Source organism: Ramlibacter sp. PS4R-6 (assembly GCF_037572775.1).
GTDB lineage: Bacteria > Pseudomonadota > Gammaproteobacteria > Burkholderiales > Burkholderiaceae_C > Ramlibacter.
On the sequence record NZ_JBBHKA010000001.1, the window covers coordinates 1 to 15,747 of the forward strand.

The window sequence follows — 15,747 nt, forward strand, 5'->3', positions numbered from 1 at the left end:
CAGGTCGTCCGTGCTGGAGGAGCCGCTGTCGGTGCCCGCCGTCAGGTCCGGCGCGCTGGGCGCAGCCGGTGCCGTCGTGTCGATCGTGACCGCCAGGCCAGCGGATGCCACGCTCGTGTTGCCGGCCACGTCCGTTTGCTTGGCCGTCAGCGTGTGCGAGCCTTCGCCCAGCGTGCTGCTGGTGATCGACCAGTTCCCCGACCCGTCGGCCGTGGCCGTGCCCAGCGAGGTGGTGCCGTCGGAGTCGAACAGCTCGACCAGCGCATTGGCTTCGGCCGTGCCCGTGAACGTGGGCGTCGTGTTGCTGGTCTTGTTGTCCGTGTCCGAGGAGCCGCTGTCCGTGCCCGTGGTCATGTCGGGCGTGCCAGGCGCGGAGGGGGCGCTTTGGTCGACTTGGTAAAACTGGTTGATCGTCGAGCCGACGGTGTTGAGCAGCACCGTGTCGTAGATCTGGACCTCGATCGTGCCCGTCCCCCCCACCAGAGTAACGGGAAGGCTCCAGGTGCTCGGACCCGTGCCCCCGGCGGCCACAGTTGTCCAGCCCCCTCCATCGACTTGGACCCTCACGATTTCGTCGGTGCCCAACGCCCGGTAAGTTCCGCCAAGCGTCTGGCTGGTTTCGTTGGTGATGAAGTCGGTGCTTGACGAACCGGTATCGTCGGAAAGGGAAAGAGTGATGTCGAACGCCGCCATGATGCCCCTCTGCTTTGCGAATTACTGCGAAGCGAGGAGAGTAACAGGTGGAGTCAAATGGTTACAACGGCTGAGTTACGGGGCGTGCCAGATTTCTCCCAAAACCCCCAATCCGCGACCGAAAGGCCCCGGGATTTGTAACAGCGCTCGGGGAAAACGCTAGGTGGATTTGTGCCAATACAACGATCAGGCGCGCAGCCCCACGGGCGGTAGCGCGTGCGCGTCGTCGAAGTAGGCGAACAGGCGCGCGGTCACGCCGCGCAGCTCCGGGTCGCTGATGGTGTGCGCGCGCGCCAGTTGCAGCATCGCGTACTCGCGGTCGCCGAGCATCATCGACGTGCATACCGCGCGGCCGTGGCCGGCCATCAGCAGCGCGAAGGCCGAGAGCAGCTGCGTGGGGCAGTAGCGCATCTCGTCCGCCAGCAGCGAAGCGTCGCAGGGCTCCAGCGGCGGCAGGACGCGGAAATCCTGGGCGAGGCCCGTGGTGCTGGCGACGGCGTTGGTGTTCATGCATCGACTGTAGGAAGCGCCGCGGCGGCGCCCAGTCGGTGCGGATTGAGTCAGCGTGTCGGACGCGCGCAGCGCCGGCGGTCGGTCAGCGCAGCGCCGCCATGACGGCGTTCACGTCGCCCTGGCGCCTGGCCTGCGCGGCGGCGGCCGGCAGGCAGGTGGCATGGCCGCCCCGCGGTGCGCAGTCGTCGCGCAAGGCGCTGCGTGCGAGGCGCAACTCGGCTTCGCGCACTTCGGCCTTGTGCACCTGCTGGCTGCAGAGCATCCACAGCGCCACCACCTGCCCCACGACCAGGAACCCGAGCAGCGCCCAGAGCCATTTGTCGGCGGGGGACGGCTGGGTCTTGTCGAGCAGGGGGGGCAGCATGGTGCGGACTCCTTGTACTTCTGGATCGATGCTAGGGCGCGCGGCTGCACGTAGGCAGACGCCTCGTGTCGCAACGGGACGTAGGACAAAATGCCCTCATGAGCGCCTCGCTCCTCGACGCCCACGCCACCGCCGCGCGCCTGCCTTATCCGCGCCTCGTGCACGAACTGCGCGCCCTGCTCGCCGACGCATCCGTGCAGGTGCCGCCACGCATCGTGCAGCCGCTGGCCGGCGGCGCGAGTCTGTTCGTCATGCCCGCCGCGGATGCGCGCGTGGCGATGGCGAAGCTCATCACTTTCACGCCCGCCAATGCCGGCACGCCGCGCGCCGCCATCCAGGGCGACGTCGTGGTGTTCGACGTGGCCACGGGCGAGCGGCGCCTGGTGCTCGATGGCCCGACGGTGACGGCGCGGCGCACGGCGGCCGTCTCTGCGCTTGCCGCACAGGCCCTGGCGCCCGATGCGAAAGGGCCGCTGCTCGTCGTGGGCGCCGGTGCGCAGGGCCGCGCGCATTGCGAGGCCTTCATCGAAGTGCTGGGCGTGCGCGAGGTCGTCATCGCCTCACGCAGCGCATCGAGCGCGCAGGCGCTGGCCGCTCACGCCCGCGCGCTGGGGGCACGCGCCACGACGGTCGCCGACCCGGCATCGGCCCCTTGCCCGCTCATCGTGACATGCACGCCCGCCAACGGCGTCGTGCTGCGCTCGCTGCCCCGCGGGGATGTCTTCATCGCTGCCGTCGGCGCCTTCACGCCACACATGGTGGAGCTCGGGGCGGAACTGTGCCGCGAGTGCGCAGCGCACGGCCGCGTCGTCGTCGACACGCCCGAAGCCGTCCACGAAGCGGGCGACCTGATCCAGGCCGGCCTCGAGGTCGCGTCGTTCCCCACGCTGCGCGATGTGCTGGATGCGCGCCCCGGCGCGCGCGGGCCGGTGCTGTTCAAGAGCTGCGGCTGGGCCGGCTGGGACCTCGCCGCGGCCCGCGTGGCGCTGCGCGCTACGCCTTCGGCAGCGTGACGCCCTTCTGCCCCTGGTACTTGCCGCCGCGGTCCTTGTAGCTGGTCTCGCAGACCTCGTCGCTCTCGAAGAACAGCACCTGCGCGCAGCCTTCGCCGGCGTAGATCTTCGCCGGCAGCGGCGTGGTGTTGGAGAACTCCAGCGTCACGTAGCCTTCCCATTCCGGCTCGAAGGGCGTGACGTTGACGATGATGCCGCAGCGCGCATACGTGCTCTTGCCCAGGCAGATGGTCAGCACGTTGCGCGGGATGCGGAAGTACTCGAGCGTGCGCGCCAGCGCGAAGCTGTTGGGCGGGATGATGCAGTCCTCGCCGTGGAAGTCGACGAAACTCTTCTCGTCGAAGTTCTTCGGGTCCACCACCGTGCTGTGGATGTTGGTGAAAACCTTGAACTCCGGCGCGCAGCGGATGTCGTACCCGTAGCTGGAGGTGCCGTAGCTGATCACCTTGCGGCCATCCACCTGGCGGACCTGCTTGGGCTCGAAGGGCTCGATCAGGCCATGCTCCTCGGCCATCCTGCGGATCCACTTGTCGCTCTTGATCGTCATCTTGCGCTCTCCTGCCCTTATTCTAGGTGGCGTGATCCGCCCCCTTGCACTCGCCCTCCTGGCTGCTTGCGGCCTGGCCCAAGCCCAACCCGCCCCCACGCGCGTCGAGGCCTCGGGCGACGCCATCGTCTTCGACGGCCGCATCGACCCGCCATCCGCCGCCCGCTTCGTCGAGCTCGCGCGCGACCCCGCCATCAAGCGCGTGGTGATCACCTCCTTCGGCGGCCTCGTGGGGCCGGCGCTGGACATGGCCGACGCCATCCGCGACCGCCAGCTGGACGTCGAGGTGCCGAAGGCCTGCTGGTCTTCGTGCGCCAACTACGTCTTCCCCGCCGGAGCCGGCAAGCGCCTGGGCCACGCGCGCGCCATCGGCTGGCACGGCAACATGACGCACGTGCTGTGGCTGGCGCAGACCGGCCGCGAAAAGTGGGACGAGCCGCTGATGGCGCAAGCGCGCGACCTCGCGCGGCGCGAGGCCATCTTCTACCGCCGCGTCGGCGTGGATGGCTACGTCGCCTGGTTCGCCAAGATCCCGCCGTACGACGTCGAGAGCTTCTATGCGCTGCGCGCGGCCGACATGGCGCGCTTCGGCATCACCGGTGTGACGGTGGCCGATGCGGCGAAGGACGATCCGGACGCGCCCGACATCGTGGAGGTCGACTGGCAGCGACTGGCCGTCGAGCGGCCCGCCGTCACGATCGGGCCTTGACCAGCGCCTGTACGCGCAGGGCGCGCTCGAGCAGCCGGGGCGCTTCGATGCGCTCCGTCCATGCCGCGAACTGCCTGCGCGGCCCGCGCCAGCGCAGGGTGTCGACGTTGCGGAACAGGCGCTTGTTCGTGACGAGCGTCGCGAGGCGCTTGAAGAGCAGGGCTTCCGCACGGCGTTCGCCCAGCACCTGCGGCGGGAACGATTCGATGGCGCCGTGCTGGTTCACGAGACGCGCCGCCGTGACGGTGCCTATGCCTTCGATGCCCGGGTAGCCATCCGCGCTGTCGCCCACCAGCGCCAGCCAGTCGGGGATGTGCCCGGGATCGACGCCGAACTTGGCGCGCACGTCCTTCGCCGCGCGGATCTGCTTCGACTTGCGGTCCACCTGCAGCACGCGCTCGCCGCGCACGCATTGCGCCAGGTCCTTGTCGGGGGTCCAGATCAGGACCTTCTCCACGCGCGCATCCTGCGCCGCGATGTGCGCCGCACTGGCGAGCGCATCGTCGGCTTCCAGGTCCACCATCGGCCACACGGCAACGCCCATCGCGGCGAGGCCCTCTTCGAGCGGGTGGAACTGCGCCCACAGCGCCGGCTCGATGCCCTCGCCGGTCTTGTAGCCGGGCCACAGGCCGTTGCGAAACGACTCGATGACGTGGTCGGTGGCGACGCCCACGTGCGTGGCCTCGCGCTCGAGCATCTCCAGGATGCCGTTGAGCACGCCGGCGACCGCACCGAAAGGCCGGTCCTTGCCTTTCGTGAATCGGCGCAGGCCGTAGAAGTGCCGGAAGAGCTCGTAGGTGCCGTCGACGAGGTCGATGACCATGCGGCTAGCGGGCGCGCCGCACCTGTCGCTGCACGCGCTGGACGAAACGCGCCAGCGCCTGCGGCGGCTCCATCTCCTCGTCGATGCGCAGCAGCGTCTGGCCCGCGGCGTCGCGCAGCACGTACATGTTGATCGGGGCCGTGGTGTCCATCTGCCGCGCGCGCTCGCGCCAGGACACGCCGATGTTGTCGAAGTCGCGCAGGCTCTGGCGCACGTCCTCGCGCTCGATGCTCGCAACGGCCGCGAGCGGGATCGTGCGCGACGCAAAGGCCTGCGCCACCGCGATCGTCTCCATGTCGCAGCGCACGGTGCGGCCCCAGTTGCGCCAGGCGTTCGCGCCCATGAAGGCCATCCAGCCCGCACCGACCAGCATCGTCCCGGCCTTCTCCAGCCAGTCGGCCTCCGCACCCGCAAAGGGCGGCAGCAAGAGCGCCGGCAAGCCGAGCCCCAGGCCCCAGAACACGTTCGCGCGCCACGACTGCCGCGGCTCGCGCAGCACGATGGGCAGACCGTCCTCGTCGTTCGCGGGATCGAACGCCGCGAAGCTCACGCACGCCCTTCGATGAAGGCGCGCTCGATGGCGCGGTCGTCGCCCAGCACGATGAGCGCGAACAGCAGCTCGTCGAGGTTCGTCGCGATCGACGTCTTGCGCGCCAGCAGCGGCGTCGCCTTCGGGTCGATGACGACGAAGTCCGCCTCGCACCCCGGCGACAGGTTGCCGATCACGCCGTCCAGGCCCAGCGCCTGCGCGGCGCCCGCCGTGTGCTGCCACCACAGGTGCTGCGGCGAAAGGGACAGCCCGGGCTTGGTCTGCCCTTCGCGCGCCACGTAATACGCGGCGAGCATGGTGTGGAACGGCGAGAAGCTCGTACCACCGCCGACGTCGCTGGCCAGCCCGTAGCGAAAGCCGATGCGTTCGGCGCCCTCGTAGTCGAAGAAGCCGCTGCCCAGGAACAGGTTGCTGGTGGGGCTCACCGCCGCTGCGGCGCCCGTGGCCTTCATCAGGCGCCGGTCCTCGTCGTCGATGTGGATGCAATGCGCGTAGATGGCGCGTTCGCGCATCAGCCCGAAGCCTTCGTACACCGCGAGGTAGCTGCGCGCCTGGGGAAAGAGCTGCCTGGCCCACGCGACCTCGTCGCGGTTCTCCGCGACGTGCGACTGGATCCACACATCGGGGTACTTCGCCGCGAGCTCGCCGGCGCCACGCAATTGCGCGTCGGTGCAGCTGGGTGCGAAGCGCGGCGTGATGGCGTAGCCCAGGCGGTCCACGCCGTGCCAGCGGCGGATGAGCGCCTCGGTGTCCACCAGCGACTCCTCGGTGTCGTCGCGCACGCCGTCGGGCGAGTGGCGGTCCTGCAGCACCTTGCCCGCGATCATGCGCAAGCCGCGGCGCTGCGCCTCGGCCAGCAACGCGTCGACCGACGAAGGATGCGAGGTGCCGAAGGCCAGCGCGGTGGTCACGCCGTGGCGCAGCAGCTCGTCGCAGAAGAACCCGGCAAGCTCGCGGGCATGCGTCGCGTCGGCGAAACGCGCCTCGTGCGGAAAGGTGTAGTTCTCCAGCCAGGGCAACAGGCCGTCGGCGGGCGAGCCGATCACGTCCAGCTGCGGGAAGTGGATGTGCAGGTCGATGAAGCCCGGCGCGACGATGCGGCCGGGAAACTCGGTGACTTTCAGCCCCGGGTAGTTCGGTCCGAGCGCCGCGTATGCACCGACGGCGCGCACCACCTGCCGGCCGCCGGCATCGGGCCCGACGACCAGCAGTCCGTCTTCCTCATAGACCGCGCGCCGGTCTTCGGAGAAGCGAAGGATGGCGGCGCGGAAGGCTTGCATCCGCGCATTCTGTCACCGGGTGGCTACCTTGAAATCTTGCCCAGCACGCCGGGCACGAGGTAGTCCATCTTCAGGATCTGTTCGTCGGTGAGGTCGCCGAACGGCTTGAGCTTGCCCGACGCGATGTCCTTCTGGCGCGCCAGGGCCTCTTCCTGCACCTTCTTCGGCACCTTGGGGCCGAAGCCCTCGATGCGCACCATGCGCTCCTTCACGCCGCCCCACACGTTGCCGGCCTTCCAGCTGCCGTCGACGACGGCCTTCGTGCGCTGCACGTAGTACTCGCCCCAGTGATGGGTGACTGCCGCGATCTGCGCGTCCGGTGCGGCCTTGCGCATGTCGGAATGGTAGGCCACCGCCATCTTCCCGCGCTCCTGCGCGGCTCGCATGATGGCGTCGGACGCGGTGTGGAAAGCGACGACGTCCACGCCTTCGTTGAACAGCGTCATCGCCGCGTCGCGCTCGCGCGCCGGATCGAACCACGCGTTCAGCCACACCACCTTCACCTGCGCGCCCGGGTTCACCGAACGCATGCCCAGCGTGAAGGCGTTGATGCCCTGCAGCACCTCGGGGATGGGAAAGCCCGCCACGTAGCCCGCGACGTTCGACTTCGTCATGCGGCCGGCGACGATGCCCGCGAGGTAGCGGCCCTCGTAGTAGCGCGCGTTCGCCGTCGCGACGTTGGGCGCGCCCTTGTAGCCGGTGATCGACTCGAACTTCACGTCGGGGAAATCCTTCGCGACCTTCAGCGTCGGCTCCATGTAGCCGAAGCTGGGCGTGAAGATCAGCTGGTGCCCCTGCTGCGCGAGGTCGCGGATCACGCGCTCGGCGTCGGGGCCTTCCGGCACGTTCTCGACGAAGGTGGTCTTCACCTTGCCGTTGAACGCCTGCTCGACGGCCTTGCGGCCTTCGTCGTGCTGGCGCACCCAGCCCGTGTCGGTGACGGGCGCCACATACACGAAACCCACCTTCAGCGGGGTCTGGGAAAACGCGGGAGCAAGGGAAAACGAGGCAGCCACGGCCAGCGTGGCGGCGAGGTTTTTGTACATGGTGGTCCTCTACATGGCCCCAAATGCATCGAAAAAAAACACGCTGGGGGCACAGCGTTGTTACGCGATTGTAAATGCAGAGCTATGAACGGGGTTCCCACCCTTGACCCTGCCTCAGCGGTATGTCCGAATCCGGCTTCGCGGCCGCCGGGAGGGGGCCGCGCACCACCCCGAAGTCCCGGGCAGGCCACAAGCCGACCGGGTGCCCACCAGGAGTCGATCCCATGATGCTATTGAAGAAACCGCGGCTGGCCCTGCTGTCCGCGTTCGCCGCCGCATTGCTCGCGGCGTGCGGCGGAGGCAGCGATCCCCAGGAGCCGCAAAGCGCGATGCTGGAGGCGGAAGCCGACAGCTTCGGCACGCCGCAAGCGGCCAGCCTGACACCGTCGATACAGGCCGCCAATGACGACGGCCGCAAGATTGCGCGCAAGGTCGCGCCGAAATTCAGCAACAAGCTGTGGGTCGTCCAGCTGAAGGAGCCGCCGGCCATCAGCTACAAGGGCGGCATCAACAACCTGGCCGCCACGCACGCCGGCAAGGGCAAGAAGATCAACCGCAAGTCCGCCGCGGTCGTGAGCTACGTGAACTACCTGAAGGCGCGGCACGACGCCGTGCTCAGCAGCGTCGGGGGCGGCAAGAAGGTCTACGACTACGGCTACGCGTTCAACGGCTTCGCCGCCGAACTGACCGACGCGCAAGTGCAGAAGCTGCGCGCCACCAAGGGCGTGCGCTCCGTCGTGAAGGACACGCTGCGCCAGCCGCACACGGCCTCCACGCCGGGCTTCCTCGGCCTGTCGGGCCCCACCGGTCTCTGGCAGACCAGCGGCGCCAAGGGCGAGGACATCGTGATCGGCGTGATCGATTCCGGCATCACGCCCGAGAGCAACAGCTTCGCGGACAAGGTCGACGGCGAAGGCAAGCCGAGCCACGGTGGCACGACGACGGTCTACACCGCGGCGCCGTCCGGCTGGACGGGCGAGTGCATCGCCGGCGCGAGCTTCACCACCGGCAACTGCAACAACAAGCTGATCGGTGCGCGCTACTTCAACGCGGCCTGGGGCGGCGACGCCGCCATCGCCAGCTTCTTCCCGTACGAGTACCTGTCGCCGCGCGACTGGGGCGGCCACGGCACGCACACGTCGAGCACCGCGGGCGGCAACGCCAACGTCACGATCACCGGCCCCGCCGCCGCGATGGGCTCGATCAGCGGCATCGCGCCGCGCGCCCGCATCGCGACGTACAAGGTGTGCTGGTCGACCACCGAGCTGGGCGGCGGCTGCTTCGGCACCGACAGCCTGATCGCCATCGAGCAGGCCATCGCCGACGGTGTCGACGTCATCAACTTCTCCGTCGGCGGCTCGCAGGACACCTTCCTCGACTACACGGAGATCGCCTTCCTCGAGGCGGCGGCCAGCGGCGTGTTCGTCGCGGCATCGGCCGGCAACGACGGCCCCGACGCGAGCACGGTCGAACACCCGAGCCCCTGGGTGACCACCGTCGCCGCCGGCACGCACAACCGCACGGGCACGGGCAGCGTCACCGTCAACAGCGTCACGTACAACGGCGCGTCGTTCGCGACGGCCGTGAGCGCGCCGCTGATCAGGGCGGCCGACGCCGCGATGGCGGGCGCCGATGCCGACATGGTGCGCCTGTGCTACGCGGCCATCGACAACGGCGGCACCGCGGTGCTGGACCCGACGAAGGTGGCCGGCAAGGTCGTGCTGTGCGAACGCGGCGTGACCGCGCGCGTCAACAAGAGCCTGGCCGTGGCCGACGCCGGCGGCGTGGGCATGGTCCTCGTGAACACCAGCGCCAACAGCACCAACGCCGACGTGCACTCCGTGCCCACCGTCCACCTCGACGTCGCCGCGCACGACGCGCTGTTCGCCGCCGCGGTTTCCAACCCGACGGCCAGCATCGCGCAGAGCGCGCTGGTGTTCAACGTGCCGGCCCCGCAGATGGCCGTGTTTTCGTCGCGCGGCCCGTCGCTGGCCGCGGGCGGCAACCTGCTCAAGCCGGACCTCGTCGCGCCGGGCCAGGACATCCTGGCGGCCGTCGCGCCCCCCGGCAACGAGGGCCGCAGCTTCGACCTGTACAGCGGCACCTCGATGTCCAGCCCGCACGTCGCCGGCCTCGCGGCGCTGTTCAAGCAGCTGCACCCCGACTGGTCGCCGATGATGATCAAGTCGGCGCTGATGACCACGGCCACCGACGTGCTCGACGGCCCCGCCACCGACCCGAACGTGGCCTTCGCGCAGGGCGCGGGCCATGTGAACCCGAAGGCGGCGCTGGACCCGGGCCTGGTGTTCGACTCCGACGTGGACGAATGGGTCCAGATGCTGTGCGGCCTGGGCGAGTTCTTCGCCGACTGCACGGGCGTGCCGTCGCTGCACCCGTCGAACGTCAACGTCCCGTCGATCGCGATCGGCGCACTCGCCGGCACGCAGACCGTCGTGCGGCGCGCCACCAACGTCGGCAGCGTGGCCACCACCTACACCGCCAAGCTGGAAGGCCTGAAGGGCGTCAAGGTGACGATGACCCCGAGCAAGCTCAAGCTCGCGCCGGGGCAGACCGGCCAGTTCACGCTGACCTTCTCGCGGGCCAACGCGCCGCTGCAGGCGTACGCATCCGGGCGGCTCGTGCTCACCGAGAACAAGCACAAGGTGAAGCTGCCCGTCGTCGTGCAACCCGTCGCGCTGGCCGTGCCCGCCGAGGCGAGCGGCTCTTACCCGGTCCGCTTCGGCGTCACCACGACCGCGCTGAAGGCCACGCCCCGCGGCCTCATCCCGGCTACCAAGACGCCGGGCACGGTCGCGCAGGACGGCGTGCTGGAAATCCCGGTCACGATCCCGGCCGGCACGACGTTCGTGCGCTTCGCGCTCTTCGACAGCGACATCAACGTCGCCGACACCGACCTCGACATGGAGATCGATTTCAACGGCGAGACGATCGGCGGCAGCGGCGGCGTGACGGCGGAGGAGCACGTCGATTTCGTGAACCCGCCGGCCGGGACGTACACGGTGCGCATCGTGGGCTACTACACGCCGGGTGGCTCGTCGAATTTCAACCTGCACACCTGGGCGCTGGGCACCGCGAACGCGGGGAACATGACGGCCACGCTGCCCGCCAAGATCGTCGCCGGCACCAACGGCACGGTCACGATCGGCACGACGGGCCTGACCCCGGGCACCAAGTACCTCGGCTCGGTCGCGTACACCGGCCTGCCGTCGCTGCCGGCCCCGACGATCATCCGCGTCGACCCGTAAAGGGCACGCGGCCCCAAGGAAAACGCCCGGCATGCCGGGCGTTTTTTCATGTGCGCGAGTCGGGAAGCGGTTTCTTCGCGCGGCCGGGCGGGCAATTGACGACGCGCCCGCGTTCGCTGGCGTGGTAGAGGAACGAGCGGCTGCCCACCGCAAGCTCGATGCGCCAGCCCGGCACCAGCGCCTGGGTGTAGTTCATGCCGGGTTGCGGGCAGCCGAGGCTGCCGTCGCGCCACGTCACGCGCTCCACGCTCACGACGCGCGCTTTCATCGCGAAACGCCGCGACACGTCCGCGATGGCGGCGTTGACGACGGTTTCGGCTTCGGGTGGTACCACGATAGACAGGGCCAGGACGATCGCCTCAAGCATTCGCGAAAGCCTCGTCCAGCCGGTCGGTGTAGCGCCGCTTCGCGGCCGCGTCGACGAAGCTCGCGTCGAAGCTGTTCTTCGCGAGCTGGTACGCCTCGCGCGCGCCCATGCCCGTGGCGGCGAATGTCTGCACGAAGTTCTCGTTCATGTAGCCGCCGAAGTACGCCGGGTCGTCGGAATTGACCGTGGCCACCAGGCCCGCCTCCAGCAGCTGCGGGATGTTGTGCATCTCGAGTTTCGGGAAGACGCACAGCTTCAGGTTGGACAGCGGGCACACGGTGAGCGGGATGCGGTCGCGCGCCAGCCGCTTCACCAGCTCCGGGTCCTTCGTCGATTGCACGCCATGGTCGATGCGTTCCACCTTCAGCAGGTCCAGCGCCGTCCACACGTAGGCCGGCGGCCCTTCCTCGCCCGCATGCGCAACGAGGTGCAGGCCCAGCTCGCGACAGCGCGCGTAGACCTTCGCGAACTTCTCGGGCGGGTGGCCGACCTCGCTCGAGTCGAGGCCGACGCCGATGAACTTGTCGCGCCACGGCAGCGCCTGTTCCAGCGTCTCGAACGCGTCCTGCTCGGACAGGTGCCGCAGGAAGCACAGGATCAGCGACGCATCGACGCCCAGCTGCTTCGCGCCGTCGACGGTGGCGCGGTGCAGGCCGTTGATCACGGTTTCCATGGCGACACCGCGCGCGGTGTGCGTCTGCGGGTCGAAGAACAGCTCCGCATGCACCACGTTGTCGGCCTGCGCGCGCTTCAGGTAGGCCATGGCCATGTCGTAGAAGTCCTGCTCCTTCAGCAGCACGCTGGCGCCGGCGTAGTAGATGTCCAGGAAGCTTTGCAGGTTGGTGAAGGCATAGGCGCGGCGCAGCTCGTCGACGCTCGCGTACGGGATCGCCACGCCGTTGCGCCGGCTCATCTCGAAGATCAGTTCCGGCTCGAGCGAGCCTTCGATGTGGATGTGCAGCTCCGCCTTGGGCATGCGCGCCAGCAGCTGCGGCAGCCGCCCGGCGGGGATGTTCGGGATGGTGGCCATGGCGCAAGCATACGCCCGCGCGACGTCACGGCGCGACGAACGGGTTGCGCCCGGAGCGCCCGCGCACGAGCTCGATCGCGCTGCGGAAGAAGGCGTAGCCGGGGCTGCGGCGCCAGACCGCCAGGCGCGGAACGAACCGTGCGCCGAAGCTGCCGTAAAACCGGCAGGCGCCCTCGCCCGCCACGCCGTCGAAGTCGAACACCAGGCCGTGCTTCGCCGCCATCTGCAGGCCGCGCCACACCAGCAGGCTCACCGCGCCGTTGTGGCCGTCCTTCGGGTCCCGCGTGGACAGGAAGTACCACAGGCGACGGCGGTCCCAGACGTAGAAGACGGCCGCGAGCGGCCGTCCGTCCGGAGCGCGCACCACGAGCACGCGCCCGCGGTGGCGCGATCGCGCCGCCTCCACCAAGGGCACCAGCAGCGACGGGTCGAAGTAGAAGCGCTCGCCCGCTGCTTCCAGGTTGTGGAGGTAGAAGCGCAGGAACTCGTGCGGGTCGCCCATCGCCTCGACACGGCATTGCTCCTGCGCCCGGCGGATCACGTTGCGGGTCTTGTCGCGCAGGTGCGACCACAGCAGGGCCTCCGTGGCCGGGGCGACTTCGGCGGTGAATTGCGTGAAGGTCTCGAAACCGCGCGACTGGAAGGCGAGCACGTCGGCCGTGTCGGGGTGGAAGGTCTGCGAGAAGTGGGCCACGCGCGGCAGCTGCGCCGCCAGCTCCTGAAGGATGCCCAGCCGGCGCAACCAGCGGGTGTTCGAGCTGCCGCTGCCTTCGGGCACCACGGGGCCGAGCAGGTGCGTGAGCGGCGGCATCACGCTCACGCGAAAGCCGCGCTGGCGCGACAGCACGTAGGGCATCCAGCCGGCCAGCTTGCCGTCGCTGCGCACTTCGGCGGCCTGCCAGCCGCCGCGCGTGACGGTGTCCAGCCACCAGTGCTCGTGGAAGACCGTGGGGGCAAGCGGGTCGACGGCCGCGTCGTTGGCCGCCGGCGCGCCATGGCCGATCGCGCCCGGGTCGGGGAGGAGGTCGGTTTCGCGGTGCGGGGGAAACGGGTGAATGGCGGCCACCGCGCGAGTATGCGCACGCGCTGGCATTTGGACTGTCAGCCTTTGCGACAGGGAATTGCTCGCCCGGGACCGCGCACGGCGCCACTGCACTGCTTCCTACATCGGAGTACGATGGAAGCAGTCCGGCGAGGCACCTCCATGTCCTTCCTGTGGCCCCAGTTTCTCTGGCTGATGGCAGCGCTGCCGTTGCTGCTGCTCGCCTACCTGTGGTTGCTGGCCCGCCGGCGCAAGCACGCGCTTCGCTACAGCAACGTCGCCAGCGTGCGCCGCGCGGGCAGCGCCGGCTGGAAGCGCCACGTGCCGCCGGCGCTGGTGTTCGCCGCCTGCGCCATCCTCCTGTTTGCCGCCTGCCGTCCCGTTGCTTCGGTGCGCCTGCCGTGGGCGCGCTCCACGGTGATGCTGGCCATCGACGTGTCGCTCAGCATGCGCGTGCCCGACGTCAAGCCGACGCGCATGGCCGCCGCGCAGGACGCCGCCAAGGTCTTCCTGCGCCAGTTGCCGCGCGAGATCGAAGTGGGCCTGGTCACCTTCGCCGGCAGCGGACAGGTGGCGCAGCGCGCCACGCTGGACCGCGAGGCGCTGGTCAAGTCCATCGACGCCTTCCAGATGCAACTGGGCACCGCCGTGGGCGATGCGATCGCGCTGAGCGTCGCCGAGCTCTTCCCGGACCACGCCATCGACGTCGGCGAGATGACACTGCGCGCGAAGTACGGGCGCGGCATCGACGCGAAGAACAAGCCGCCGCCCAAGGCGTTCACGCCGGTCGCGCCAGGCTCGTACAAGTCCGCGGCCATCATCCTCCTGAGCGACGGACGCCGCACCACGGGCATCGACACGCTGCAAGCCGCGAAGCTGGCCGCCGACCGCGGCGTGCGCATCTACGTCGTGGGCCTGGGCACGGCCGACGGCTCGGCCATGTTGCCCGAAGGCATGGCGATCTACCTGCAGCTGGACGAGCCGACGCTGCGCGAGGTCGCGCGCATGACGGGCGGCGAATACCTGCACGCAGGCACGGCCGAGAAGCTGCGCATGGTGTACGAGAACCTCGGCTCGCGCATGGAAGTGGACACGCGCGAGACGGAACTTTCCGGCCTGCTCGCGCTTGCCGCCGCGCTGCTGCTCTTCGCGGCCGGCGCGTTGTCCGTGACATGGTTCCGCTCTTGATGCACGCAGGGCAATGTCCCTTCCGCAAGCGGAACGCCCGCAGGGGCGTATGCTGAGGGTCCGGCTCCCCTCGTGCCCCTAGCCGGTTGGCGCCCAGCCTTTCTTGTGCTTCCGCACCGCATGCCGCCCGGCATGCACTCCCCCTGGAGGAACCGCGGAATGATGCACACCTTCATCTCCAACAACCGCGCCGAGCTGATCGAGCGCTGCAAGACCAAGGTGGCGCAACGCACCCACCGCTCCGCCACCGACGCGCAGCTGCGCAACGGCATCCCCATCTTCCTCGAGCAGCTGCAGCGCACGCTGATGGCCGAGGAAGGCTTCGACGGCCGGCAAAGCCTGGAGATTTCGGGCCCCGCCGGCGGCGCCGCCTCGAACCTCTCGGAAATCGGCGTCAGCGCGACGGCGCACGGGCGCCAGCTCCTCGAACTCGGCTTCACGGTCGACCAGGTGGTGCACGACTACGGCGACCTGTGCCAGGCCATCACCGACCTCGCCGTCGAGCGCGACGCGCCCTTCGGCGTGGACGAGTTCCGCACCCTCAACCGCTGCCTGGACAACGCCATCGCGGACGCCGTCACCGAGTTCAGCTACCAGAAGGAGATGGCGGTGGAGCGCCAGCGCGAATTCGCGCTGGAGCGGCGCATCGGGTCGCTCGCGCACGAAATGAGGAACGCGCTGTCGTCAGCGACCCTCGCCATGGCCGCGCTGGAAACCGGGGGGTTGCCGATCCACGGCGCCACCGGCGCCGTCCTCAAGCGCTCGCTGGCCTCCATGACGCGGCTGATCAGCTCGGCCGTGGAGGAAGTGCGCGAGCGCACGTCCAACCACGCCAGCCGGGAGGTCTTCGCGGTTGCGGGACTGATCGCGGACGCGGCGTGGGCCGCGGAGCTGTATGCGTCCACCAGCGGATGCACGCTGACCGTCGGGACCGTCGATCCCGAAGTCTTCGTCAACGCGGATCGCGAGCGCATCCTGGCCGCGCTGGCCAACCTGCTGCAGAACGCCTTCAAGTTCACGGCGCCCGGGACGGAAGTGAGCCTCGCCGCGTCGGCCTACGGGTCGTCCGTGAGCATCGAGGTCAGCGACCATTGCGGCGGCCTCGCGCACGGCAGCATCGAGCGCATGTTCTCGCCGTTCACGCAGCGCAACACCGACCGGTCGGGCCTGGGGCTGGGCCTGTCGATCGCGCGCCAGAGCGTCGAGGCCGACGGCGGCACGCTCACGGTGAAGGACCGGCCCGGCCACGGGTGCACCTTCGTGATGACGCTGCCGCGCCACCGCGCCATCCACCTGCCGCCCGGCGACCTGTAGGG

The 15,747-nt window shown here is 69.5% G+C and carries 16 protein-coding genes; 5 read left to right on the forward strand and 11 right to left on the reverse strand.

Annotated elements, in window-relative coordinates:
- The 3 genes from WG903_RS00005 to WG903_RS00015 all read right to left on the reverse strand — a co-directional run.
- Window positions 1-693, reverse strand: a 693-nt coding sequence (locus WG903_RS00005) for an Ig-like domain-containing protein (RefSeq protein ID WP_340072110.1), incomplete at its 3' end; no start/stop codon positions are given.
- Between the two features lie 186 nt (window positions 694-879).
- Complete coding sequence (locus WG903_RS00010; protein WP_340072111.1) at window positions 880-1,203, reverse strand: hypothetical protein; 324 nt, start codon at window positions 1,201-1,203, stop codon at window positions 880-882.
- 85 nt (window positions 1,204-1,288) lie between these two features.
- Window positions 1,289-1,570, reverse strand: a complete 282-nt coding sequence (locus WG903_RS00015) for a hypothetical protein (protein ID WP_340072112.1) — start codon at window positions 1,568-1,570, stop codon at window positions 1,289-1,291.
- A gap of 98 nt (window positions 1,571-1,668) precedes the next feature.
- Between WG903_RS00015 and WG903_RS00020 the strand changes: the two genes are divergently transcribed.
- Window positions 1,669-2,583: a delta(1)-pyrroline-2-carboxylate reductase family protein gene (locus tag WG903_RS00020; protein ID WP_340072113.1), complete on the forward strand. Its 915-nt coding sequence runs from the start codon at window positions 1,669-1,671 to the stop codon at window positions 2,581-2,583.
- Here WG903_RS00020 and dcd read toward each other — a convergent pair.
- Entirely contained in the window at window positions 2,564-3,130 is a 567-nt protein-coding gene (gene dcd, locus WG903_RS00025) for a dCTP deaminase (protein WP_340072114.1), read from the reverse strand. The two genes, WG903_RS00020 and dcd, sit on opposite strands and share 20 nt — an antisense overlap.
- Window positions 3,131-3,161: 31 nt before the next feature.
- Here dcd and WG903_RS00030 point away from each other — a divergent pair, with 31 nt between their 5' ends.
- The gene (locus WG903_RS00030; protein ID WP_340072115.1) at window positions 3,162-3,839 is read left to right on the forward strand and encodes a hypothetical protein; all 678 of its coding nucleotides are present in this window, start codon (window positions 3,162-3,164) and stop codon (window positions 3,837-3,839) included.
- Here the strand turns inward: WG903_RS00030 and WG903_RS00035 are convergent.
- From WG903_RS00035 to WG903_RS00050, 4 genes are read right to left on the reverse strand one after another with little or no spacing between them, the layout of a single operon-like run.
- Complete coding sequence (locus WG903_RS00035) at window positions 3,823-4,662, reverse strand: 5'-3' exonuclease (RefSeq protein ID WP_340072116.1); 840 nt, start codon at window positions 4,660-4,662, stop codon at window positions 3,823-3,825. The two genes, WG903_RS00030 and WG903_RS00035, sit on opposite strands and share 17 nt — an antisense overlap.
- Window positions 4,663-4,666: 4 nt before the next feature.
- Window positions 4,667-5,212 (reverse strand): hypothetical protein, encoded by a 546-nt coding sequence (locus WG903_RS00040; protein ID WP_340072117.1) that lies wholly within the window; start codon window positions 5,210-5,212, stop codon window positions 4,667-4,669.
- Window positions 5,209-6,492 (reverse strand): guanine deaminase, encoded by a 1,284-nt coding sequence (guaD, locus tag WG903_RS00045; RefSeq protein ID WP_340072118.1) that lies wholly within the window; start codon window positions 6,490-6,492, stop codon window positions 5,209-5,211. Before guaD ends, WG903_RS00040 begins: the two co-directional genes overlap by 4 nt.
- 23 nt (window positions 6,493-6,515) lie before the next feature.
- A complete protein-coding gene (locus tag WG903_RS00050) occupies window positions 6,516-7,538 on the reverse strand; it encodes a BMP family ABC transporter substrate-binding protein (protein ID WP_340072119.1) in 1,023 nt (340 codons plus the stop codon).
- A 224-nt stretch (window positions 7,539-7,762) separates the two neighbouring features.
- Here WG903_RS00050 and WG903_RS00055 point away from each other — a divergent pair, with 224 nt between their 5' ends.
- On the forward strand, window positions 7,763-10,804 hold the full coding sequence (locus tag WG903_RS00055) for a S8 family peptidase (RefSeq protein ID WP_340072120.1): 3,042 nt from the start codon (window positions 7,763-7,765) through the stop codon (window positions 10,802-10,804).
- Window positions 10,805-10,850: 46 nt separating this feature from the next.
- Here the strand turns inward: WG903_RS00055 and WG903_RS00060 are convergent, their stop codons facing one another.
- From WG903_RS00060 to WG903_RS00070, 3 genes are read right to left on the reverse strand one after another with little or no spacing between them, the layout of a single operon-like run.
- Window positions 10,851-11,171 (reverse strand): hypothetical protein, encoded by a 321-nt coding sequence (locus WG903_RS00060; RefSeq protein WP_340072121.1) that lies wholly within the window; start codon window positions 11,169-11,171, stop codon window positions 10,851-10,853.
- A complete protein-coding gene (locus WG903_RS00065; protein ID WP_340072122.1) occupies window positions 11,164-12,201 on the reverse strand; it encodes an adenosine deaminase in 1,038 nt (345 codons plus the stop codon). The genes WG903_RS00060 and WG903_RS00065 overlap by 8 nt, the downstream gene beginning before the upstream one ends.
- 25 nt (window positions 12,202-12,226) lie before the next feature.
- Window positions 12,227-13,267, reverse strand: coding sequence for a GNAT family N-acetyltransferase (locus WG903_RS00070; protein WP_340072124.1), 1,041 nt, complete (start codon window positions 13,265-13,267; stop codon window positions 12,227-12,229).
- Window positions 13,268-13,405: 138 nt separating this feature from the next.
- Here WG903_RS00070 and WG903_RS00075 point away from each other — a divergent pair, with 138 nt between their 5' ends.
- Window positions 13,406-14,431 (forward strand): VWA domain-containing protein, encoded by a 1,026-nt coding sequence (locus WG903_RS00075; RefSeq protein ID WP_340072125.1) that lies wholly within the window; start codon window positions 13,406-13,408, stop codon window positions 14,429-14,431.
- A 159-nt stretch (window positions 14,432-14,590) separates the two neighbouring features.
- Window positions 14,591-15,745, forward strand: a complete 1,155-nt coding sequence (locus WG903_RS00080; RefSeq protein ID WP_340072126.1) for a sensor histidine kinase — start codon at window positions 14,591-14,593, stop codon at window positions 15,743-15,745.
- The last annotated feature ends 2 nt before the right edge of the window (window positions 15,746-15,747 follow it).

What these genes read in the sequence shown, in the direction of transcription:
- WG903_RS00010 (WP_340072111.1), bottom strand. Translation starts at nt 1,203, where the DNA reads ATGAACACCAACGCCGTCGCCAGCACCACGGGCCTCGCCCAGGATTTC.
- WG903_RS00015 (WP_340072112.1), bottom strand. Translation starts at nt 1,570, where the DNA reads ATGCTGCCCCCCCTGCTCGACAAGACCCAGCCGTCCCCCGCCGACAAA.
- WG903_RS00020 (WP_340072113.1), top strand. Translation starts at nt 1,669, where the DNA reads ATGAGCGCCTCGCTCCTCGACGCCCACGCCACCGCCGCGCGCCTGCCT.
- dcd (WP_340072114.1), bottom strand. Translation starts at nt 3,130, where the DNA reads ATGACGATCAAGAGCGACAAGTGGATCCGCAGGATGGCCGAGGAGCAT.
- WG903_RS00035 (WP_340072116.1), bottom strand. Translation starts at nt 4,662, where the DNA reads ATGGTCATCGACCTCGTCGACGGCACCTACGAGCTCTTCCGGCACTTC.
- guaD (WP_340072118.1), bottom strand. Translation starts at nt 6,492, where the DNA reads ATGCAAGCCTTCCGCGCCGCCATCCTTCGCTTCTCCGAAGACCGGCGC.
- WG903_RS00050 (WP_340072119.1), bottom strand. Translation starts at nt 7,538, where the DNA reads ATGTACAAAAACCTCGCCGCCACGCTGGCCGTGGCTGCCTCGTTTTCC.
- WG903_RS00055 (WP_340072120.1), top strand. Translation starts at nt 7,763, where the DNA reads ATGATGCTATTGAAGAAACCGCGGCTGGCCCTGCTGTCCGCGTTCGCC.
- WG903_RS00060 (WP_340072121.1), bottom strand. Translation starts at nt 11,171, where the DNA reads ATGCTTGAGGCGATCGTCCTGGCCCTGTCTATCGTGGTACCACCCGAA.
- WG903_RS00065 (WP_340072122.1), bottom strand. Translation starts at nt 12,201, where the DNA reads ATGGCCACCATCCCGAACATCCCCGCCGGGCGGCTGCCGCAGCTGCTG.
- WG903_RS00075 (WP_340072125.1), top strand. Translation starts at nt 13,406, where the DNA reads ATGTCCTTCCTGTGGCCCCAGTTTCTCTGGCTGATGGCAGCGCTGCCG.
- WG903_RS00080 (WP_340072126.1), top strand. Translation starts at nt 14,591, where the DNA reads ATGATGCACACCTTCATCTCCAACAACCGCGCCGAGCTGATCGAGCGC.